General features: G+C 69.9%; 23 protein-coding genes. 11 read left to right on the plus strand and 12 right to left on the minus strand.

Annotated features, from left to right (window positions below):
* The first annotated feature begins 52 nt into the window (after positions 1-52).
* Positions 53-565 (plus strand): class-II aminoacyl-tRNA synthetase family protein, encoded by a 513-nt coding sequence (locus OWR29_RS15430; RefSeq protein ID WP_267563508.1) that lies wholly within the window; start codon positions 53-55, stop codon positions 563-565.
* Positions 566-725: 160 nt separating this feature from the next.
* The gene (locus OWR29_RS15435; RefSeq protein WP_267563509.1) at positions 726-1,745 is read left to right on the plus strand and encodes a LacI family DNA-binding transcriptional regulator; all 1,020 of its coding nucleotides are present in this window, start codon (positions 726-728) and stop codon (positions 1,743-1,745) included.
* Between the two features lie 15 nt (positions 1,746-1,760).
* Here OWR29_RS15435 and OWR29_RS15440 read toward each other — a convergent pair whose 3' ends face one another.
* Entirely contained in the window at positions 1,761-2,474 is a 714-nt protein-coding gene (locus OWR29_RS15440) for a hypothetical protein (protein ID WP_267563510.1), read from the minus strand.
* 25 nt (positions 2,475-2,499) lie between these two features.
* Entirely contained in the window at positions 2,500-3,867 is a 1,368-nt protein-coding gene (locus OWR29_RS15445; RefSeq protein ID WP_267563511.1) for a TrpB-like pyridoxal phosphate-dependent enzyme, read from the minus strand.
* A 71-nt stretch (positions 3,868-3,938) separates the two neighbouring features.
* Between OWR29_RS15445 and OWR29_RS15450 the strand changes: the two genes are divergently transcribed.
* The gene (locus OWR29_RS15450) at positions 3,939-4,526 is read left to right on the plus strand and encodes a TetR family transcriptional regulator (RefSeq protein WP_267563512.1); all 588 of its coding nucleotides are present in this window, start codon (positions 3,939-3,941) and stop codon (positions 4,524-4,526) included.
* Positions 4,519-5,517: a nitronate monooxygenase gene (locus OWR29_RS15455; protein ID WP_267563513.1), complete on the plus strand. Its 999-nt coding sequence runs from the start codon at positions 4,519-4,521 to the stop codon at positions 5,515-5,517. Before OWR29_RS15450 ends, OWR29_RS15455 begins: the two co-directional genes overlap by 8 nt.
* Here the strand turns inward: OWR29_RS15455 and OWR29_RS15460 are convergent.
* Positions 5,403-5,834 carry an STAS domain-containing protein gene (locus tag OWR29_RS15460; protein ID WP_267563514.1) on the minus strand — a complete coding sequence of 144 codons (432 nt, stop codon included), beginning with the start codon at positions 5,832-5,834 and terminating at the stop codon, positions 5,403-5,405. The genes OWR29_RS15455 and OWR29_RS15460 overlap by 115 nt on opposite strands.
* Before the next feature lie 332 nt (positions 5,835-6,166).
* Here OWR29_RS15460 and OWR29_RS15465 point away from each other — a divergent pair, with 332 nt between their 5' ends.
* Entirely contained in the window at positions 6,167-6,862 is a 696-nt protein-coding gene (locus OWR29_RS15465; RefSeq protein WP_267563515.1) for a PD-(D/E)XK nuclease family protein, read from the plus strand.
* Positions 6,859-7,455, plus strand: coding sequence for a hypothetical protein (locus OWR29_RS15470; protein WP_267563516.1), 597 nt, complete (start codon positions 6,859-6,861; stop codon positions 7,453-7,455). Before OWR29_RS15465 ends, OWR29_RS15470 begins: the two co-directional genes overlap by 4 nt.
* Positions 7,456-7,462: 7 nt before the next feature.
* On the opposite strand, the gene OWR29_RS15475 is transcribed toward OWR29_RS15470, so the two are convergent.
* Together OWR29_RS15475 and OWR29_RS15480 are read right to left on the minus strand one after the other, a co-directional pair.
* Complete coding sequence (locus OWR29_RS15475; RefSeq protein WP_267563517.1) at positions 7,463-8,176, minus strand: GNAT family N-acetyltransferase; 714 nt, start codon at positions 8,174-8,176, stop codon at positions 7,463-7,465.
* The gene (locus OWR29_RS15480; RefSeq protein ID WP_267563518.1) at positions 8,173-8,496 is read right to left on the minus strand and encodes a nuclear transport factor 2 family protein; all 324 of its coding nucleotides are present in this window, start codon (positions 8,494-8,496) and stop codon (positions 8,173-8,175) included. Before OWR29_RS15480 ends, OWR29_RS15475 begins: the two co-directional genes overlap by 4 nt.
* A 79-nt stretch (positions 8,497-8,575) precedes the next feature.
* Here OWR29_RS15480 and OWR29_RS15485 point away from each other — a divergent pair, with 79 nt between their 5' ends.
* The gene (locus OWR29_RS15485) at positions 8,576-9,340 is read left to right on the plus strand and encodes a GNAT family N-acetyltransferase (RefSeq protein ID WP_267563519.1); all 765 of its coding nucleotides are present in this window, start codon (positions 8,576-8,578) and stop codon (positions 9,338-9,340) included.
* A 59-nt stretch (positions 9,341-9,399) separates the two neighbouring features.
* On the opposite strand, the gene OWR29_RS15490 is transcribed toward OWR29_RS15485, so the two are convergent.
* The 3 genes from OWR29_RS15490 to OWR29_RS15500 all read right to left on the minus strand — a co-directional run bounded on the left by OWR29_RS15490 (position 9,400) and on the right by OWR29_RS15500 (position 11,485).
* Positions 9,400-9,981, minus strand: a complete 582-nt coding sequence (locus OWR29_RS15490; RefSeq protein ID WP_267563520.1) for a hypothetical protein — start codon at positions 9,979-9,981, stop codon at positions 9,400-9,402.
* Positions 9,982-10,041: 60 nt separating this feature from the next.
* The gene (locus OWR29_RS15495) at positions 10,042-10,518 is read right to left on the minus strand and encodes a DUF6082 family protein (RefSeq protein WP_267563522.1); all 477 of its coding nucleotides are present in this window, start codon (positions 10,516-10,518) and stop codon (positions 10,042-10,044) included.
* 370 nt (positions 10,519-10,888) lie between these two features.
* The gene (locus OWR29_RS15500; RefSeq protein ID WP_267563523.1) at positions 10,889-11,485 is read right to left on the minus strand and encodes a LysE family translocator; all 597 of its coding nucleotides are present in this window, start codon (positions 11,483-11,485) and stop codon (positions 10,889-10,891) included.
* Positions 11,486-11,555: 70 nt separating this feature from the next.
* On the opposite strand from OWR29_RS15500, the gene OWR29_RS15505 reads away from it, so the two are divergent.
* From OWR29_RS15505 to OWR29_RS15520, 4 genes are all read left to right on the plus strand, one after another.
* Entirely contained in the window at positions 11,556-12,473 is a 918-nt protein-coding gene (locus OWR29_RS15505; protein WP_267563524.1) for a LysR family transcriptional regulator, read from the plus strand.
* A 98-nt stretch (positions 12,474-12,571) separates the two neighbouring features.
* Positions 12,572-13,441 carry a substrate-binding domain-containing protein gene (locus OWR29_RS15510; protein ID WP_267563525.1) on the plus strand — a complete coding sequence of 290 codons (870 nt, stop codon included), beginning with the start codon at positions 12,572-12,574 and terminating at the stop codon, positions 13,439-13,441.
* Positions 13,442-13,524: 83 nt separating this feature from the next.
* Positions 13,525-13,890: a hypothetical protein gene (locus OWR29_RS15515; protein ID WP_267563526.1), complete on the plus strand. Its 366-nt coding sequence runs from the start codon at positions 13,525-13,527 to the stop codon at positions 13,888-13,890.
* Complete coding sequence (locus tag OWR29_RS15520) at positions 13,862-14,731, plus strand: hypothetical protein (RefSeq protein ID WP_267563527.1); 870 nt, start codon at positions 13,862-13,864, stop codon at positions 14,729-14,731. The genes OWR29_RS15515 and OWR29_RS15520 overlap by 29 nt, the downstream gene beginning before the upstream one ends.
* On the opposite strand, the gene OWR29_RS15525 is transcribed toward OWR29_RS15520, so the two are convergent.
* The 4 genes from OWR29_RS15525 to araB all read right to left on the minus strand — a co-directional run bounded on the left by OWR29_RS15525 (position 14,732) and on the right by araB (position 20,351).
* A complete protein-coding gene (locus OWR29_RS15525) occupies positions 14,732-15,835 on the minus strand; it encodes an epoxide hydrolase family protein (RefSeq protein ID WP_267563528.1) in 1,104 nt (367 codons plus the stop codon).
* 348 nt (positions 15,836-16,183) lie between these two features.
* On the minus strand, positions 16,184-17,665 hold the full coding sequence (araA, locus tag OWR29_RS15530) for an L-arabinose isomerase (protein WP_267563529.1): 1,482 nt from the start codon (positions 17,663-17,665) through the stop codon (positions 16,184-16,186).
* Entirely contained in the window at positions 17,662-18,345 is a 684-nt protein-coding gene (locus OWR29_RS15535) for an L-ribulose-5-phosphate 4-epimerase (protein ID WP_267563530.1), read from the minus strand. The genes araA and OWR29_RS15535 overlap by 4 nt, the downstream gene beginning before the upstream one ends.
* A gap of 5 nt (positions 18,346-18,350) precedes the next feature.
* A complete protein-coding gene (gene araB / locus OWR29_RS15540; protein WP_324291250.1) occupies positions 18,351-20,351 on the minus strand; it encodes a ribulokinase in 2,001 nt (666 codons plus the stop codon).
* Positions 20,352-20,353 lie beyond the last annotated feature (2 nt).

The following is a 20,353-nucleotide window of genomic DNA, read 5'->3' on the forward strand; positions in this document are numbered from 1 at the left end:
CGCAGAACGCGGGACCGGCGTCGCCCGGCGCGGCGTTGGTAGCTTGTCGGCCGTGGACATCGGGCAGATCCGCGACGAGGTGGCCTTCGTCGAGCTGGCGCTGAGCGAGCTGCCGGATCCGGAGCTGGACTTGAGCGACCCCGGCGTCTGGGAGAAGCTGCGGGCCGAGCCGCCGAGCATCGATCGGGCCGGTGTACGGGCCGAGGCCACCGCCGCTCTCGGGGCGCTGCTCGACGCGTACGAGGCTGGGCCGGAAGAGACGCGGCACCAGGTGCGTGAGATCCTCCACCGGCACACACGTTTCGCCGGCGACGTGGGGTTGCCGCACGACTGGACCACTCCCGCCGAGTTCCGTCGTGAGGTGCTCCGGATCTCGGCCGTGGACCAGGGGGTTGACGCCCGGGACCAGTTGGTGGCCCTCTGGGGAGCGTGCGAGCGGGCCCGCGGACTCGGGATCGACGTCGGGCCGGTGCTGCGCGAGGTGTCCGCGATCTCGAGCGACACCGACCACTACGGCATGGGCTCGATGCAGCAGCTGATCATGCGGGGCCTGGAGCGGCACTGAGCCGGGCGAGCGACGCCGGCTGCCCCGGAGCGGCAGCCGATCATGCGCTGCGCGGCACGGCCCTGAGCGACGCCGGCGACCCGGTGCGACGGCCGATCATGCGCCGCGCGGGGTGGCACTGAGCGGCGTCAGCAGGCCCGATGCCCGTACAGTGTTGGCCGTGACCGGGCCCAGGAGAGCGCGCCGCGCCACCGTGCATGACGTGGCGGCGGCGGCCGGTGTCTCGCGCGGCACGGTCAACCGGGTGCTCAACGGCGGCTATGTGTCGGCCGACGCCCGTACGGCAATCGAAGCCGCCATCGCCAAGGTGGGCTATGTGCCGAACCGGGCGGCGAGCATGCTGGCCCGGCAGCGGTCGCAGGCGGTCGGGTTCCTGGCCCTGGAACCGCACTCGCTGCTGCTGGAGGACCCCAACATCGGGGCCATCATGCTCGGCGCGAACTCGGCGTTGTCGCTGGCCGACCATCAGATGGTCAGCCTGGTCATCGACTCCGACCGGGACATGCAGCGGGTCGGGCGGTATCTGAGCGGCGGGTTCGTCGACGGGGCGATCATCGTGTCGGCCCGGTCGCACGATCCGATCATCCGGCTGATCGGGGAGATCGGGCTGCCGACCACCTTTGTCGGGCACCCGCCCGATCTTGCGCGCGATATGCCGTACGTGGGAATCGACAACATCGGCTCGGCTCGGGAGATCACGAGGCGGTTGATGCAGACCGGGCGTACGCGGATCGGCATGATCGCGGCGGCGCTGGACCGGGACTCGGGGGCGGACCGGCTCACCGGGTTCAAGGAGGCGCTGGGCGACCGGTTCGATCCGGGGCTGGTGGCCGACGTGCCGCTCTACGACTACACGTACGGCGTGAAGGGTATGCGGGCGCTGCTCGACCGCGAGCCGGCCGTGGACGGGGTGTTCGCCGCCTCGGACGCGGTGGCCGCGGGCGCGCTCGAGGCGCTGCGCGAGGCGGGGCGACGGGTGCCCGAGGATGTGGGCGTGGTCGGCTTCGACGACAGCTCGTGGGCCCTGCGCACGCAGCCGCCGCTTTCCACAGTGCACCAGCCGGCCCGCGAGGTCGGCCGGCACGCCGCCGAACTGGTGCTGCGTCAGATCGCCGGAACCGAGCCGGTGGAACTGAGCGTGGTCCTGGACTCTCCCGTCGTATGGCGTCACTCCGCCTGAGCGCTCGGAAAAAGATCACTCCGCCTGACGCTTGGCGAAGTCCCAGATCTCGCGGTCGGTCTCGTCGTCGTCCAGCAGTTGGCGCAGCTCCTCGGACTGGCCCCGCTCGACCAGCAACCACAGCTTGAGCTGGTCGGAGATGGCGCCGAGCTCGGTCGGCGTGCCCGCGGCCGCCCGCCACAACAGATCCCGGTCGAGCCACAACGACAGATCCGGCAGCCGTTCGTACACCTGCGAAGCCACAGCCGCCGGATCGTCGGTGATCACCCACTCGGCGTCCACCTGCTGCACCCAGTTGACGTGCGACATGTCCGGCCGCTTCTCGGGCGGATAGCCGTACGAGTGTTTCTCCCATTGCCAGTACGGGGCGAGCAGGAAGCCCACCCGCACGGCGAACCGGTCCGCGCCGAGCGGCTCGAAGTCGATGATCAGGGCGTCCCCGGCCTCGTTGTGCCGCCGGAACACGTACCGGTCACGCTCGAACCCGTCCCCCGCCACCAGCCGGCCGAACGCGCGCGCACAAGCCGACAGCATCGCGTTGGGCCTTTCCGCCGGACGCCGCTGCGGGAGCCGCTTGCCCAGCAGCAGCCAGGCGGCATAGAGAAGACCGGCGACGGCCACGACCAGCCCCGGCCAGCCGTTGTGGATGACCAGGGGTGGTCCCGCCGCGACCAGGGCCAGCGCCAGGGCCATGCGGTGCGCGCTCAGCCTCCGGGGACCTTGGGACACCGATCGACTCTATCCGCGCCCGCTCCTAGGCCGGCACGGCGGGCAGCCGGGTCTGGGCGTCCGCCACCGCCTCGCCGGACAGCTCGTGGTCGGCCAGCTCACCGGACAGGAATTTCCCGTACGCGGGAAGGTCGAGATGCCCGTGCCCGCAGAGCGCCGTCAGAATCACCTTCGACTCGCCGGTCTCTTTGCAGCGCAACGCCTCCTCGATGCAGGCGGCCAGCGCGTGCGTTGGTTCCGGGGCGGGAATGATGCCCTCGGAGCGGGCGAACGTGACCCCGGCCTCGAAGCATTCGCGCTGCGTCTTGGCCACCGCCTCGATCAGGCCGAGCTCGTAGACGTGCGAGATCAGCGGGGCCATGCCGTGGTAGCGCAGGCCGCCGGCGTGGATCGGGTCGGGGATGAAGTCGTGGCCCAGCGTGTGCATCTTCATCAGGGGCGTCATCCCGGCGGTGTCGCCGAAGTCGTACGCGTAGACGCCCTTGGTCAGCGACGGGCAGGAGGCGGGCTCGACCGCGCGCACGACCGGCGCCATCCGGCCGGCCATCTTCTCGCGCAGGAACGGGAACGCCAGCCCGGCGAAGTTGGAGCCGCCGCCGGTGCAGCCGACGATCACGTCGGGCACGGCGCCGACCTTGGCCAGCTGCAGCAACGCCTCCTCGCCGATGACCGTCTGGTGCAGCAGGACGTGGTTGAGCACGCTGCCGAGCGCGTAGTTGGTGTCGGGGTGCTGGGCGGCCACCTCGACCGCCTCGCTGATGGCGATGCCGAGGGAGCCGGGCGAGTCCGGGTCGCCGGCCAGCACCTTGCGGCCGGCCTCGGTCAGCTCGGAGGGCGACGGGTGGATGGTGCCGCCGAACGTCTCGATCATGAGTTTGCGGTACGGCTTCTGGTCGTACGAGGCTCGGACCTGCCAGATCTCGCAGTCGATCCCGAACTGGGCGGCCGCGAAGGCCAGGGCGGTGCCCCACTGGCCGGCGCCGGTCTCGGTGGTGAGCCGGCGGATTCCGGCCGAGGCGTTGTAGTAGGCCTGCGGCACCGCGGTGTTGGGCTTGTGCGAACCGGCCGGCGAGACACCCTCGTACTTGTAATAGATCTTGGCGGGCGTGCCCAGCGCCTTCTCGAGCCGGTGCGCGCGGTAGAGCGGCGACGGGCGCCACAGCCGGTAGATCTCGAGCACCTCGGGCGGGATGGTCACGTACTGCTCGGTGGTGACCTCTTGCTCGATGAGGGCCATCGGGAACAGGGGCGCCAGGTCGTCCGGTCCGACCGGCTGCAGCGTGCCGGGGTGCAGCACGGGCGGCGGTGGGCTGGGCAGATCCGGCACGATGTTGTACCAGCTGGTCGGCATCTCCGATTCGGACAGCAGGATCTTCGTGGCGTCATCGCTCATGCCCTGATCATGCACCTCGACGGAGCGTCAACGGCCGTTTACTTCCCGCGAAACGCCGGTACGCTGGTCGGGTGACCAGTCCTTCGCCCACCCGCCGCCGGGACGCGGCCCGCACGCGCCAGTTGCTGCTCGACGCCGCCCGCCACCGGTTCGCCAGCGACGGGTACGCGGCCACGACGGTGCGGGACATCGCCGACGACGCCGGGGTGAACGTCGCGCTGATCAGCCGCTACTTCCAGTCGAAAGAGGGACTGTTCGAGGCCTGCCTGACCAGCGCGGTCGACGACATGCGCCGGGCGGCCGGGTCGGCGACGCTGGCCGAGGTGCCGGAAAGGATCGCCGAGCAGGCGGCCGGCATCGACTCCGACGGCTTCCCGCGCCAGCTGGTGCTGCTGCTGCGCTCCTCGGGCGACGCGCGGGCGGACGAGATCCGGGCCGGCATCCTGCGGTCGTACGCGCAGAATCTGGCCGTCCTGGCCGGCTGGCAGGAGGGCGACGACGAGCTGCTGCTGCGGGCCCAGGTCACCATCGCCGCCTCGCTCGGCATCGCCATGCTGCGCTCGAAGACCAAGCTCGAGCCGCTCGCCTCGGCCACCAAGGACGACCTGGTCGGCCCCCTGACCGACCTGATCGAGGGCGTGCTGGGGCGTCGTGCGTGACCTGATCCGGCCCGTGGTGGTCGCGCCGATGGCCGGTGAGCCGTCGACGCCGGCCCTGGTCAACGCGGCTCTTCGGGCCGGAGCGACCGGCTTTCTGGCCGCCGGTTACAAGACTCCGCAGGCTGTGGAGGACGAGATTCGGGCGGTCGGCGGGGCGTACGGGCTGAACATTTTCGTTCCCGGTCTCTTAAAAGACGCGCGAGCGGTGGAGCGCTATCGCGAGCTGCTGCGGCCCGAGGCCGAGCGGTACGGCGTCGAGTTGCCGGCCGTACGGCTGAACGACGACGACCACTTCCCGGCCAAGGTCGAATTGGCGATCTCGTACGGTGTTCCGCTGGTCAGCTTCACTTTCGGGGCTCCGTCAGCTGAGGTTGTGCGGGCGCTGCAGCAGGCCGGCTCGCGCGTGCTCATCACCGTGACGTCGGCCGCCGAGGCGTCTCGAGCGGCCGCCGTGAGGCCGGACGGGTTGATCGCGCAGGGCGGCTCGGCCGGCGGCCACTCGGCGACCACGAGCCCGGCCGGGTTCACCGGCGACACGACCGCGCTGGAAGTTCTGGCCGCGGTCAAGGGCGACCTCCCGGTGATCGCGGCCGGTGGTGTCGCCGAGGCCGCGGACGTCGACCAGCTGCTCGCCGCGGGCGCCGTGGCCGTGCAGTGCGGCACGGCGTTCCTGCTGGCCGACGAGGCCGGCACCCGCCCCGCCCAGCGCGACTTCATGCTGTCCGGCCGCGGCACTTCAACCGTGATCACCCGCGCCTTCACCGGCCACCCGGCGCGGGCGCTGCGCAACCGGTTCACCGACACCTACTCCGCTTCGGCGCCGATCGGCTACCCGGCCGTGCACCACCTGACGGCGCCGATCCGGGCCGCCGCCGCTCAGGCCGCCGACGCCGACGGCATCAACCTGTGGGCGGGCACCGGCTTCCGCTCGGCCCGCAGCGGCACGACGGCCGCGCTGGTGGCCAGGCTCATGCCCGGCTCCCAGTCGTAGAGCGAGGCCCACCCCAGCATGTCGATCAGGTGCCGCACCTCGGGCGACGGCTCCCGCATCCACAGGCGACGCCCGGCGTCGCGCACCTGCGTGGTGGCGTGAGCCAGCGCCCGCGCGCCGCCTATGTCGATGAACGTGACCCCCGACAGATCGATCACCACATCACCGGCGCATCCGGCCAGCAACTCCAGCGCCAGGTCGAAGATCGGCATCGTCGCCATGTCGATCTCCCCCGCCACCCGCGCCCCGGCCGGCGCCGCCATCGCCGTGACCTCCAGCTGCCAGCCCGGCGCGGTAGTCCCCATGTTCTTGAGCATCGTGCGTCTCCCCCTCGCAACAACTCTTGACATGACGACCGTCCCCGCATCCCACCCGTGACACATCGCGCGGATGTGTGACTCCGGATCCCGGAAACCCCGCCTCCCTTGCCCGAAAGCACTAACGTCCAGCCGCTGAGCAGGTATCTGGGGTTGTGCAGGGACCACTACACACCCCGACACGTCATCAGCGTCACACGCTCAGGGAAGGGGGCCCGCGAGGGAACCCCGCTTCGCAGCCATCCCTACATCAATCGAATTCGTTCGTTCGGACGACGCCCAATCAACAGGCACTCCCATAGCCTTGCCCGACCTGGAGCGAAGGCGGGACCGTGCAGACGAACGAGTGGTCTGAAATCTTTGCCGAGATGGCGCAGGCGTGGGAACGGATCGGAGCTGCCGACCGTGGAGATGTGGTCGCTTGGGAAGCTGAATTCCAAGTGATGAGGGCGGAGCGAGACAGGCTCGTCCAACTGGGTCGGTGGACGCGAGAACCTGCCGATCTCATGAGCGTCGCCCGCGTTCACCGCCGGGAGCTGGCGCACAGCGCCGTTCTCCGTTGGCTGTGCGATCCGTCGGGCAGTCATGCGCTGGGTGAGGCCTTCCTCGAACGGCTGCTCAAGGAGACCGGTGACGTTCCTGAGACGCTGACCGACGCGCGGACCTTCACCGAGGTCGTTCGCGAGAGATCCCGTGCAGACATCGTGATCAGCGGCAACGGCTGGCGCTTGATAGCCGAGCTGAAGGTCGACGCGAGCGAATCGAAAGACCAGTGCCAACGGGTCTTCGAGGACTGGCGCGGCGACCCAGGGACGCGCTTCGTATTCCTGACGCTTTCGGGCCGCAACCCAATCACCGCTACCACGTCGCAGGCTCAGGAGGCCTGGCGTGGAATGGCATGGTCCAAGATCGCCGACCTCCTCGACGACGCGATCAGGAGCCAGGACGACACCGTCATCGCCCCGGCCGTCCAGGAATACCGACGGACTCTTCAAGCACTCGTCGGACGGAGACCACGACACTCATGACTCAGGATGCGACAGGACCCGCCTTCCGCCCGATCCACAACGATCGAGTCCGGTTTTACCTCGACCATTTCAAGATCATCGAGGAATGGGCAGCGATACGCGGCGAAGCCAACGAAGAACTGCACAATCTCTTCCTCAATCAAGTCGACACCCTTGCTCAAGAGGTGCTTGCCCGAGGGCATAAGGACATCGATGTTCGCGCCGACGAAGAGACGAACCCGCGTAAACCCCGCATTGTCATGTCGAAGCACGGGTGGCAGAACGCCGCCGGTCAAGCGCCCGCAGCGATCGTGATCGAATGGCACAACCCCTCGATCAACAGACACGGCGAGTTCACGATGTATGTGGGTGTTCGCGTGGGCGACCGCGGTGTACGCGACGAGCGCGTCGCCGACCGGCTGAGTGGGCTGGCCCCGCAGCTCCGCAGAACGCTCGGCCAACCGTGGGAAGCGGAGTCGGAATCGTTCCCGGTGTGGCGCTGGATTCTGCAGGACGGCGATACGCTCGATGAGGGGTCATTGCTGGCTGAGGCGCGAGCAGCGGCCTGGAAGTGCTGGGACGTCTGCTCCGGAGTCATCGACGAGGTCGTCTGAGCGACGATCAGAACGTGAAGAGCTCGTACTGGCTCACTTCGGTGAAGCCGAGGCGACGGTAGACGGGGAGGGCGACCGGCGTCGAGGTGAGCGCGGCCATCGGGATGCCGCGGACGGCGGCGTGGCGCAGGACGGCCTGGGTCAGGGCGGCGCCGATGCCGCGGCGGCGGAAGGGCGGCTGCGTGCCGACGAAGTAGAGGGTCACCAGGCCGTCGCTGAGGTAGGCCTCGGCGGTGCCGGCGATCGGGCCGTCGGGGAGGCGGGCGGCCAGCCGCAGCACGGTGTGGCCGAACGTCTTCTCGCGCTCGGCAGCCCGGAGCACCGCCTCGTCGGGGATTCCCAAGGCTTTCGCGTACGCGGTGACGAACTCGGTGATGTCTCGGGCCTCCTCGATGACGACGCCCGACGGCTCGGGGACCACCGGGGCGGCCGCCACCTCGGCCACCATGACCGGCATGCGGGTCAGTTGCCGTGCGCCCAGCGACCTCAGGGCTTCGGCGGTGCCGGGGTCGCTGTCCTCGCCGACCCACCACACCCGGGGCACGCCCTCGAGTCGGTCGACTGCTTGCGGGTACGCGTCGGCCGGATCCTGCCCGGTCAGGCGCACCACGCCGTTGAGCGGGGCGTGGGGCAGCCCGCTGCGGTAGATGTCGCCCTCGGCGGGGCCGTCGTTCCAGCCGAGCAGGTACGCCCGGTTGGCCGCTAGGACGGCCTCGATCATGCTCGGATGGTCATCCGGGCGATGCGGTCGCCGGCGGTGCGGAAGGTGAAGTGGCTCGGGCCGTTGAAGCCGTTGCCGCCGACCGCGGCGGTGACCACCGTCTCGTCGCCGTCGCGGGTCACCTCTTCGACCGCGAGGGTGACCTGTTTGCCGATGAACTCGCGGTCGCTCCAGCCGCGGATGGCCTCGGCCCCGCGGAACTCGCGGCCCCAGTCATCGACCACGCCGTCGGCCGTGAAGGCGGCCAGGAAGGCATCGGTGTCGTTGGCGTTGGCCGCGTCGAGCAGCCGCCTGGTCGGTGTATCGAGCTCTGCCGTCACGTCGGCCAGACTGCCACGTCCCGCGTGAGCCTGCCCATAACCAGCCCTTGTCGGGCCGGTGAACTCCTACGTTTAGAGGGTGACTCTGGTTGATGCCGCGGACACCGCGGCGAGCGCCTGGCTGGGCGCCCTGAAACTGCTCGCCGGCTCGCAGCGCAACGGCTACTTCCGCCAGACGCCCGGAGGCACCGCCGAGATCGTCACCGGCGCGCCCTTCCCCTCGCTGAACGGCGTCGCCGCCGTCACCCGCGACCCGTCGCCGGACGAGATCGCCGAGCTGGCCGCCTCGCCCCGGCTGGCCGAGGTGGCCTGGACGATCCACGTGCGCGGCGACGACGTCGAGGAGCGGATCGTCGAGGTCGCCGCCAAGCACGGCCTCACCGGCAGCATGCCGCTGCCCTTCATGATCCGTGAGCTGACCGAGGCCGACGCGGCTGACGTCCCGGCCGCGCGCCGCATCACCAACGCCGACAGCGTCGCCTACCAGCGCACGATGGCGGCCGGCTTCGAGGCGCCGGAGCCGCTGTTCACGATCTTCGCCGAGCCCGCGGTCATCGAGCTGCCGGGCGCGACCGGCTACCTGCTCGAGGTGGACGGCGTGCCCGTGGCCACCTCGTTCGGCCTGCAGGTGGGCGATCAGGTCGGAGTCTTCAACATCGCCACGCCGCCCGCGTTCCGCCGCAAGGGCTACGGCCGCCTGGCCACCGCTGCTGTGCTCAGCGACGCCTACAAAGCCGGCGCGCGCACCGCGTTCCTGCACGCCACGCCCGACGGCCTGCCGCTGTACCAGGCGATGGGCTTCGAGCTGGCCGAGAATTGGACCGTGTTCGCCGCGGGCGCTTAACTGCTTTCCCGCGTACGGCGTGAGCCCGCCAGCCGCGGCCGGCGTTCAGCGGACTGCGCTCAGCGGACCAGCGTCAGGCCCGGCCGGTCGGCCGGCTTGGCGCCGCGGCGGGTGGTCAGCCGGCGTACGCCCCGGGCCGCCAGCACGACCAGCACCAACGCCGCCGCGTCCCGCACCAGCACGTACCCGGCCTCGCCGAAGCCCAGCTCGGTGTTGACCACCTTGAGCAGCACCGCCGCCGACAGACCGCCGAGCGCCGCCACTCCGGCCAGCCGCGCCAGCGACGGCCCGACCCGCCGGAATCGGTCACCGTGGCCCAGCCAGTAGCCGGGCAGCCAGCGGTCGAACAGCCACGCGAACAACAGCGCCGGCACGACCTGGGGCACAGCCTGAACGAACGAGTGCAGCAGACCGTCCCCGCTGCCCGGGGCGAGCACGGCCACCACGGCGAGCGCGATCACGTCGAGGTTGCGCCGCCCGAAGCGGGCCTGCGCCACGAGCCACAGGGCGCCGACGACCGCGGCCGGCCAGAACAGCCGTACGCCGGAACTGGACGCAGGAGTGGCCAGCCCGGCCACCGTGGCCAGGAGGTAGAGCGCGGCGAAGCCGGCGGTTCTCAGGGCGTAGCGGACCATGCTCATGCTGCACCTGCCGATCAGGGGGGATCTGCCTGATCGGCAAGCCCGGCGCCCGGTTGAGGCTTAGTCGCGTACGCCGGAACCGCTGTTGACCGGCTCGCGGCGCTGGGCCGACGGCTTGGCCCGGGCGGCCTCGCACTCCTCGCCGACGATCACGAGGAAGCGGCGCTCCTTGCGCGTGCCCTTGGACGACCAGGCGCTCGACACTCGGCGCCACCAGCTGCGCGCCTCGGGGTTGGCGAACAGGTCCTCCAGGTTGAAGCGCAGGGCCTTCTCGTCGAGCTTGCCGATGTGCCACAGGGTGTTCCAGTGGGCCATCCACAGGCTCATGCCGATCGCGGTCTTCCGCTCGTCCGAGGGCGGGCGGTCGGTCGCGTTGTAGTCCAGCTCGGGGTGGTCGAGCATGAGCTTGATCAGCTCGAAGTGGCGCTCGCGGACGTCGACCATCTGCGCGGTGCGCGCCTGCTGCTGCTGCACGACGAGGGCAATAACGACGGCGAGGAGCGCGGCAATCGACACGACGGTGGGTAGATCGGTCATCATCACTCTCTGTTCCTTGTGCGCGGAACCGGCCGCGGTCAGGGGGCCGCCGGCGGGTGCGCGCTGACGATCAGGGGGCGCGGTTTCCCATAGCTCTTACGTGCTCGAAGACTTCGACAACGAAGTCTGGCACCGCTGGTACGTCAGCAGTTGCGATGTATTCCGTACTGGACAGACGCGTGATCCGGTCGCTCGGTCGGAGTATTGTCAGCCCCGCCGAGGTGTGCATGCGCAGGTCACGATGCTTAGGCCTTCGTGCGTAGGACGAGAGGTCCACGCCTGTTTCGATGCCCCGTGCGGCGATCCACACACCTTCTGTCACCGTGACCGCCGAAAACGGCGAATGGCCAGTTCTCTGCGAATCGGACATTCACGCGGCTATGGCCACCGCGACGCCCAGCCCGAGCATGGTCACACCGGTCGCCGCCCGCACGACCTTACGCGTGGCCGGGCTCGCGATGCGGGCCCGCCCGCGGTCCACGACCCACACATAGAACGCGAACCACGTACCGGAAACAGCCGCCCAGACGACACCCAGAGCGATCGACGACAGCAGCACCGGGCCGCCGGGCGTGACGAACTGCGGGATCAACGAGACGGCGACGACGCCCGCCTTGGGGTTGCCCAGACTGGTGAGCACGCCGACCAGGAAGCCCTTGCGGCGCGCCCCGGGCTCGGCCGGCCGGTTCACCGTCAGCAGGGTCTGCAGGCCGAGTCCGGCCAGCACGGCCGCGCCGGCCAGCCGCAGGACGAGGTACGCGTCCGGGTTGGCCAGCAGCACGGCGGAGAGCCCGGCCGCGGCGGCCACGGCCCACACGACGATGCCGGTCGAGGATCCGGCCACGGCGGCCAGGCCGGCCCGACGTCCGTACGACAGGGTCTGCCGGGTTATCGAGGCGTTGTTGGCGCCGGGCAGGACGGCCAAAAGCGCGACCGTGGCGACGAAGGCGGCGAAGTGAGTTGGCATAACGCCAGCCTGGTTCGCCCGCTGTGACAAAAGAAGTTAATGCCATTACGGCGAGCGTTAGCATCTCTTGATGGTCGATCCCGGTCAGTTGCGGCTATTGGCGTTGATCCGCGCGCACGGCTCGCTGGCCGCCGCCGCGCAGGAGCTGGGCGTCACCCCGGCGGCGGTGTCGGGCCAGGTGACGCGGGCCGAGGCCGATTGGGGAACGGCACTTGTCGTACGCGGGCCACGGGGCGCCCGGTTGACCGACGCGGGCGTGATCCTGGCCGACGCCGGTGACGCCGTCATCGAGCACAGCGAGCGGGCCGAGCAGCAATTCCGGGCGGCGATCGGCCCCCTCTCGCGGCGGCTGCGGATCGGCACGTTCCAGGCCGCGGCCGAGCACCTGCTGCCGCCGGCGCTCACCGCCCTGCGCCACCAGCGGCCCGACGCCGAGCTGACCATCGTCGAGATCCCGTCGCACCGCGGCGTGCCGATGGTGACCGCCGGCGAGCTGGACGTGGCCGTGGTCGCCTCGTACGGCGAGCCGCCCTCGTCCGCGGTCTCCCGAAAACCCCTGCTGACCGACCCGATGGTGATCTGCCTGCCGGACGACCACCGGCTGGCCCGCCGGCGGCGGCTGCGGCTGGCCGAGATGGCCGACGAGCCGTGGATTGTGATCATCTCGGGGCACGCGGCGCGGCGGCAGCTCGACGAGGCGGCCGGGTTCACGCCGCGGGTGCAGTTCGAGACGGAGAACTACAACGTGGCTCAGTCGCTGGTCGGGACCGGTATCGGCGTGACCATGCTGTCGCGGCTGACCGTGCGGCCCACGCCCGGCGCCGTCCACCGTGAACTCGTGTCGCCCCGGCTGAGCCGCGAGATCGCTGCTGTCTCGGTCGGCCCGGACCCGCTGGCCGACGATTTCATCGGGTTGCTGAGCGAGGTGGCGGCCGATCTGTCCGAGCAGTGGAGCGGCCCTTTTTCGGATGACGTAACAAGGACGTAACGAGGGCTTGACCGGATACGCCGGAAGCAAGCATGTTTGCGTTCACCACCTCCCAGGCCGAGGTTTCGTGGGGGCCTCCGGAGCAAAGGACCAGTTGTATGAGGACGCGTCCTGCGCCGCCCACTTCCCGCGGCAGCGCCACCCCCGTCATCGGCGTGGTCGCCCAGAACACCACCCTCTACGGCCCGGCCAGCATGGTCCAGGCCATCGGGGACGCCGGGCTGGACGCCGACCTGCCGGTCACCGTCGGGCACGTCTGCGGCTACGACTCGACGGCGGCCACCCGCCGGCTCGTGGTCCGGCTGACCGGGCAGGGCGTGGCCGGGCTCATCGTCGTCGCCCCGGTCGACGCGGCGGCGGCCGTGCTCGACGCGGTGCCCACCGGCATGCCGGTGGTGACGGTGGACGGGCCGCCGAGCTGCCCCACCCCGAACGTCTCGATCGACCAGCACGCCGGCGGGCTGCTGGCCACCCGGCATCTGCTGGCCAACGGCCACCGCACGGTGTGGCACGTGGCCGGGCCCGAACAGTGGCACGGCAGCCGGGCGCGCGAGGCCGGTTGGCGGGCCGCCCTGGCCGAGGCCGGGGTGCCCGCTCCCCCGACGGTGCGCGCCGAATGGTCGGCCGCCTCGGGCTACCGCTGCGGCCGGCTGCTGGCCGAGAACCCGTCGTGCACTGCTGTTTTCGCGGCCAACGACGACATCGCGCTGGGCGTCATGCGCGCGATGACCGAGCGCGGCCGGCGCATCCCCGAGGACGTGAGCGTGGTCGGGTTCGACGACGTGCCTGAGGCCGGCTACATCAATCCCGCCCTGACGACCGTACGGCAGGAATTCGCCGACGTCGGGCGGGAGGCGTTGCGGCTGCTGCTCAGCCAGTTGGGTGCGGCCAACCGGGAGGCCGAATCGGTGCGCCTCGAGCCGGTGCTGATGACGCGAGGCACGGTCTCGGCGGCTCTGCGGGTGTAAATCCCGGCGCGGCCGGGCACGTGCCTGCCATGCACTGGACTGACCGGTTGGGCGGCCCTCCCGGCCGTTACGCGGTGGCCGCGGTGGCGCTGATCGCGTTCTGGTTCCCCCTGCGGCTGTGGCTCGACCACGGCGATCCGATCCTCGCGATCCTGGCCAACAGCGGCCTCTACGGTGCGATCTGGGGACTGTTTCCGTGGCTGATCGACAAGGTCAACAAACAGGGCCGCCGCGCTCTCACCACGGCCGACCGCCGCCGCGGCATCACCATCGGGCTCGCGGTCGGCGTGCCGGTGTTCGGCGCGTTTCTGGCGCTGTGCCTGGCCACCGGACGCTGGGTGCACGCGGGCTTGTTCGCCCTCACCCTGGCCGGCCTCGTCGCCGCTGCCTGGATGTCGCATCGGGCCTTAAAGTCGGGGGATGACCGAGCAGTGGCTGCTCGAGGGTGATCCGGCGGTCCGGTGGCGGGTGCTGCGGGATCTGACCGGCGCGCCGGCCGCTTCGGTCGATCGCGAGCGGCAACGGGTCGCCACCGAGGGCTGGGGCGCTCGGCTGCTGGCCGTGCAGAACCCCGACGGCGGGTGGGGCGAGGGCGTCTATTCTCCGAAGTGGACGTCGACCACGTACACGCTTCTGCGGTTGATCTGGCTGGGGTTGCCGCCGGGCCATCCGGCTGCGTTGCGCGGTTGTGAACAGCTCTGGCAGTGGCAATCCGGCTGGCGCGCGCCGGAGACGTGCATCGTGTCTTTGCTCGTACGGATCACCAGTCATTTCCGCTTTCCGGCGCCCCGGCTCGACGAGCTGGTCATGCACCTGCTCGAACGGCAGCAGTCCGACGGCGGCTGGAACTGCAAGAGCAAATCCGCCGCCGTCGACCTGCACGGCTCATTCCACACCACGATCCTGGCGTTGGAAGCCCTTTCCGCGTACGACGGACCGGTGCGCACGGGCGAGGCGTCGGAGCGCGGCCGCGAGTTCTTCCTGCGTCACAAGCTGTACCAGTCACACCGTACGGGCGCCGTCGCCATCCCGGCCAGTGTGCGCTTCCCGGCCTTCCCCGAGTGGCACTTCGACGTGTTGCGCGGGCTCGAATACTTCCGCTCTTCAGGGGTCAGGGACGAGCGACTGAGCGACGCGATCAGCATCGTGCAACAAGCGCGCAAGAAGAACGGACGCTGGTCGACGTATGCGCCGTACGCGGGCAAGCAGTGGTTCCGGATAGAGCCGCCGGGCGACAGCCGATGGAACACCACCCGCGCCCTGACCGTCCTGAATTGGTGGAACTTCTAGTCAGCGCAGCGGGCGGAAGAACTCCCGCACGTCCTGCACGAGCAGGTCCGGCGCCTCGATGGCCGCGAAGTGGCCGCCGCGGTCGAACTCCGACCAGTGCACGATGGTGTTCGTTTGGTCCGCGAAGCGACGGATAGCGACATCCTCGGCAAAGTTGGCGACACCGGTCGGGACGGAGCTCTTGGTCGGCCAGTTCCCGCCGTGCATGCTCTCGTAGTACAGGTTGGCGGCCGATCCCGCCGTACGCGTGAACCAGTACAGCGAGACGTCGGTGAGCACCCGGTCTCGGTCGGGAAACCCGCCGTGGCTCCACTCCTGAAACTTCTCGGCGATCCAGGCCAGCTGCCCCACCGGCGAATCGGTCAGCGCGTGGGCCAGGGTCTGCGGCCGGGTGGCCTGGATCTGGAAGTAGCCGTTGCCGTCGCTCTGGAACTTCTGCATCCGCTCGTAACGAACCCGCTCGAAGTCTTCCAGACTGTCGAGATCCACGTCGCCGAACGGGATGAACCCGACGGTGGCCGCATTCACATGCACCCCGACGACGTGCTCCGCATCGACCCGGCCGAGATCCGGGGCCACGAACGCCCCGAAGTCGCCGCCCTGCGCGCCATACCGGTCATAGCCGAGCCGCCCCATCAGCTCGGCGATAGCGGTGGCCATCCGCCGGCTGTCCCACCCTGGCCCGGCCAGCGGCGCCGAGAACCCGAACCCAGGCAGGCTCGGAATGACCAGGTCGAACGGCTCATCGCCACCGGTCAGTGGCTCGATCACATCAAGAAACTCGGCCACCGAGCCCGGCCACCCGTGCAGCAGCACCAGCGGAAGCGCGCCCGGCCGACCCGACCTCACATGCAGGAAGTGAATTGTCTGCCCGCCAACTTCGGTAACGAACTGCGGGTAGGCGTTCAGGCCGGCTTCGGCCGCCCGCCAGTCGTACTTGGTCGCCCAGTAGTCAGCCAGCTCGCGCAGAAACGCGGTGGGCACGCCACGTTCCCAGTCAGGCCCAGGCAGCTGGTCGGCCCACCGAGTGCGGGCCAGGCGGTCCCGCAGATCGGCCAGCTCGTCATCGGAAACGTCAATACGGAACGAACGGATGTCGGTCATGGCCAAACGCTAGAAAGACATGCGGTCACTTCCTGACCGCTGATCCGAAACGTGCGCCCGACCGCGCGGCTTTGTTCGCCCCCGCACCGCGCCAACACCGCCAGGCGCGAACAGCAAGCCACACCAAACCAAACGGTCGGTCAACCGCTTGCTTGCCCACCGCGCTCAGGACGTTGGCCCATCACTCACGCCCGCACGACGAAAGCACGCCGGGCGCGAGCAGGCAGCCATGCCGGACCAAATGGTCGGTCGACCGCGCGCGGGCGCACCGTACATGGGGCCGTGGGCCTGCCGCTCGCGCCCGGACCGTGTGGAGGCGGTTCGGGCGCGAGCGGGGACCGGCGTCCGTCAGAAGCCGCGGGCCAGGCGGTAGTAGGCCTGGTTCCAGCGGATTTCCTTGGCGAACTGGCGGATCGAGGTGGCTTCGTCGATCACCAGCAGCTCGGTGGAGAGCATCTCCGACAGGTCGGTCAGTTCTTCCGTGCCTACCGCGGAGGACAGGACGGTGTGGTGGGGGCCGCCGGCGGTCAGCCAGGCCTCGGTGGACGTGGCGAAGTCGGGGGCCGGCTTCCAGACCGCGCGGGCCACCGGCAGCTTGGGCAGCGGCTCGCTGGGCGCGACCACCTCGATCTCGTTGGCCACCAGGCGGAAGCGCTCGCCCATGTCGGTCAGGCCGACCACGACGGCGGGGCCGGGGGCGGCGTCGAAGACCATGCGGACGGGGTCCTCGCGGCCGCCGATGCCGAGCGGGTGGATCTCGAGGCGCGGCGTGGCGTCGGCGATGGACGGGCACACCTCGAGCATGTGCGCACCGAGGATCCGCTCCTGGCCGGGCGTGAGATCGTACGTGTAATCCTCCATGAAGGACGTGCCGCCGGGGGCCATCGACTTCAGCGTGTGCAGCAGCACCGAGGTCTTCCAGTCGCCCTCGCCGCCGAAGCCGTAGCCGTCGCCCATCAGGCGCTGCACGGCCAGGCCGGGCAGCTGGCGCAGGCCGCCCAGGTCCTCGAAGTTGGTGGTGAACGCCTTGAACCCGCCGGCCTCGAGGAACACGCGCAGGCCGAGCTCGATGCGCGCCGCGTACCGCAGGGAGTCGTGCCGGTCACCGCCGTCGCGCAGCTCGGGGGCGATGTCGTAGATGTCGGCGTACTCCCCCACCAGCTTGTCGATCTCGGTGTCGAGCACCTGGTCGACCACCTGCACGAGATCGTTCACGCCGTACGTGTTGACCGAGACGCCGAAGCGGAGCTGGGCCTCGACTTTGTCGCCTTCGGTCACCGCCACATCGCGCATGTTGTCGCCGAAACGCGCAAGCTTGAGCGTTCTGAGCGCCGCCAGACCGCGCGCCGCGCGCACCCAGGTGGCGATTCGCTCAACAACGCGCGGGTTGGTGACATGTCCGGCCACCGTCTTGCGCGCGACGCCCAGCCGCGCCTCGATGTAGCCGAACTCGCGGTCGCCGTGCGCGGCCTGGTTCAGATTCATGAAGTCCATGTCGATGGACGACCACGGCAGCTCGACGTTGGCCTGCGTGTGCAGGTGCAGCAGCGGGGTGCGCAGCGCGTCCAGGCCGGCGATCCACATCTTGGCCGGCGAGAACGTGTGCATCCAGGTGATCACGCCGATCACCTCGGGCGCCGCGTTCGCTTCGTGCACCAGCTCCAGGATCGACGAGGCCGAGGTGAGCACGGGCTTCCAGACGACCTTGATGTCCAGGGCCGAGTCCAGCGTCTCGGAGATCCGCCGCGACTGCGCGGCCACCTGTTCAAGGGTCTCGGGGCCGTACAGTCCCTGGCTGCCGGTCAGGAACCAGACCTCGTGCTCACTCATTGCTTTCCTCCATCAGGTGCTTGGCCGTAGACGTTCTGGTACCGGTCGAAGAGCCGGTCCACGGCGGTTGCGGGCAGCCGGTCGATCGGACCGAGCTGGCGGGCCAGGTGCATCGTGCGGGCGACGTCCTCGCACATGACGGCGGCCTTCACGGCGGCCTTGGCCGAGGGGCCGATCGTGAACGGCCCGTGCTGACGCATCAGCACAGCCGGCGACCGCGACCCGCGCAGCGTCTCGACGATCCCGCGCCCGATGTCGTCGCTGCCGATGAGCGCGAACGGCCCGATCGGAATGTCCCCGCCGAACTCGTCCGCCATCGCGGTCAACGAGCACGGGATGGGCTCACCGAGCGCCGCCCAGGCCGTGGCGTACGGACTGTGCGTATGCACGACACCGTTCACTTCGGGCATGTGCCGATAGACGTACGCGTGCGAAGCGGTGTCACTGGACGGGCTGTGCTCACCTTCGACCAACTTGCCGTCGAGGTCACAGACCACCATCGCTTCCGGAGTGAGCGAGTCGTACTCGACCCCCGACGGCTTGATGACGAGCAGATCTTCCCCCGGCACCCGAGCCGACACGTTTCCGGCAGTCCAGGTGACCAGCCCCCACCGCGTCAGGTGAGCGTGCAGATCGCAAACTTCCGCCCGAACCTGAGCGATCGCCTGAGAAACGCGCATGACCGTCACGCCCCCGCCTCCCGAACACCAGACCCGCTCACTCCACCGCGCAACTCGCTCACTCCCGCGCGCGCTTCGCTCACCGCAGCGCCCGGTTCGCTCACTCCAGTGCGCGACTCGCTCACTCCGCCGGTCGAATCGCTCACTCCCGCGCGCAACTCGCTCACTCCGTCGGCCGAATCGCTCACTCCCGCGCGCAACTCGCTCACTTGCCCGGCTGACTCGCTCAACTTCGCGCGCGAAACGCTCACTTCGGCGGCGGGATCGCTCACGGTCGCGCGGTTTTCGGTCGGTTCGGTGCGCGGGGTTGGCGCTTGGGCGTCGTTTGGCGTCGGTTGTTGCGCGGGCCGGTCTGAGCGGAAAGCTTCGTCGCGGATTGTTCGCAGGCGGTGCAGGACCTTGTTCTCGCCTCGGCCGAAGTAGTCGTGCAGGAGCGTGTACTCGTTGTAGAGGCGGTCGTAGACAGCGGCGTCGTCGAGATTCGGCTGCCACACGTCTTTCTCGACTCGGCCCATCGCCTCGGCTGCGGTGGCCACGTCGGGGTAGGCGCCGGCCGCCACGGCGGCGTGGATCGCGGAACCCAGAGCGGGCGCCTGCTCCGACGAGGCCACGCTGATCGGCCGGCGCAGCACGTCGGCGTAGATCTGCATGACCAAGGGGTTTCGTTTGAGGCCGCCGGCCGCCACGAACTCGGTCACGGGCACGCCGGCTGCCTCGAACGTTTCAACGATCTTGCGGGTGCCGAAGGCCGTCGCCTCGATGAGGGCCTTGTAGATCTCGAACGGTTGCGTCGCCAAAGTCAGGCCGGCGATCACGCCCGAGAGGTGGTGGTCGACCAGCACCGAGCGGTTGCCGCTCTGCCAGTCGAGCGCGACCAGACCGTGCCCTCCGACCGCCTGCGCGGCCGCCTGGCGGGACAGCAGGTCGTGCACGCTGAGGCCGGCCGATCGCGCTTCCTCATGCACGTACGGCGGAACCCCGTTGTCCACATACCAGCCGAAGATGTCGCCGACGCCGCTCTGGCCGGCCTCGTAGCCGTACAGCCCGGCCAGGATCCCCCCGTCGACCACCCCGCAGATGCCCGGCACCGCGGCCCGCGACGACGAGTTCATGACGTGGCAGGTCGACGTCCCCATCACCAGCAGCATCTGGCCCGGCGCCACGGCCTGAGCCGCGGGCGAGGTGACGTGCGCGTCCACATTGCCGACGGCGACCGCAATTCCTTCGGGCAGCCCCGTCCACCCGGCCGCCTGCGCCGTCAGCCCGCCCGCGCGGTCACCCAGCGCCGAGATCGGGTGCGCGAGGCGCGTCTCGGCGAAGTCGGCGAATGCCGGGTTGAGCTCGGCCAGGAACGAGGACGCGGGATACGTACCGTCCTGGTAAATGCCTTTGTATCCGGCCGTGCACGCGTTGCGCGTCTCCTGACCGCAGAGCTGCCAGATGATCCAGTCGGCCGCCTCGATCCAGCGCTCGGTGCGCCCGTAGATCTCCGGGTCCTCCTCGAGCACCTGCAACGCCTTGGCGAACTGCCACTCCGACGAGATCTTGCCGCCGTACCGGTCGATCCACGGTTCGCCGCGACGGTGCGCGAGCTCGTTGATCCGATCGGCTTGCGGCTGTGCCGCGTGGTGCTTCCAGAGCTTCGCGTACGCATGAGGCCTCCCCGTGAACGGGAAGAGCTGACACAGCGGCGTGCCGTCGGCCAGCGTGGGCAGCACCGTGCAGGCCGTGAAGTCGGTGGCGATGCCGATCACGTCGGCCGGGTCGATGCCCGCCGCCGCCACCGCCTGCGGCACCGCCGTCTTCAGCACCTGGACGTAGTCCGCCGGATCCTGCAGCGCCCAGTCCGGACGCAGCCTCTCCCCCGTGGCCGGCAACGTCCGTTCGATCACTCCGTGCTCGTATTCGTGCACGGCCGCGCCGACCTCTTCGCCGTCGCTGACCCGCACGACGACGGCCCGGCCGGACAGCGTGCCGAAGTCGACGCCAATGGTGTACGCGGACATGT

It is taken from the genome of Paractinoplanes pyxinae (genome assembly GCF_026626335.1).
Classification (GTDB): domain Bacteria; phylum Actinomycetota; class Actinomycetes; order Mycobacteriales; family Micromonosporaceae; genus Actinoplanes; species Actinoplanes pyxinae.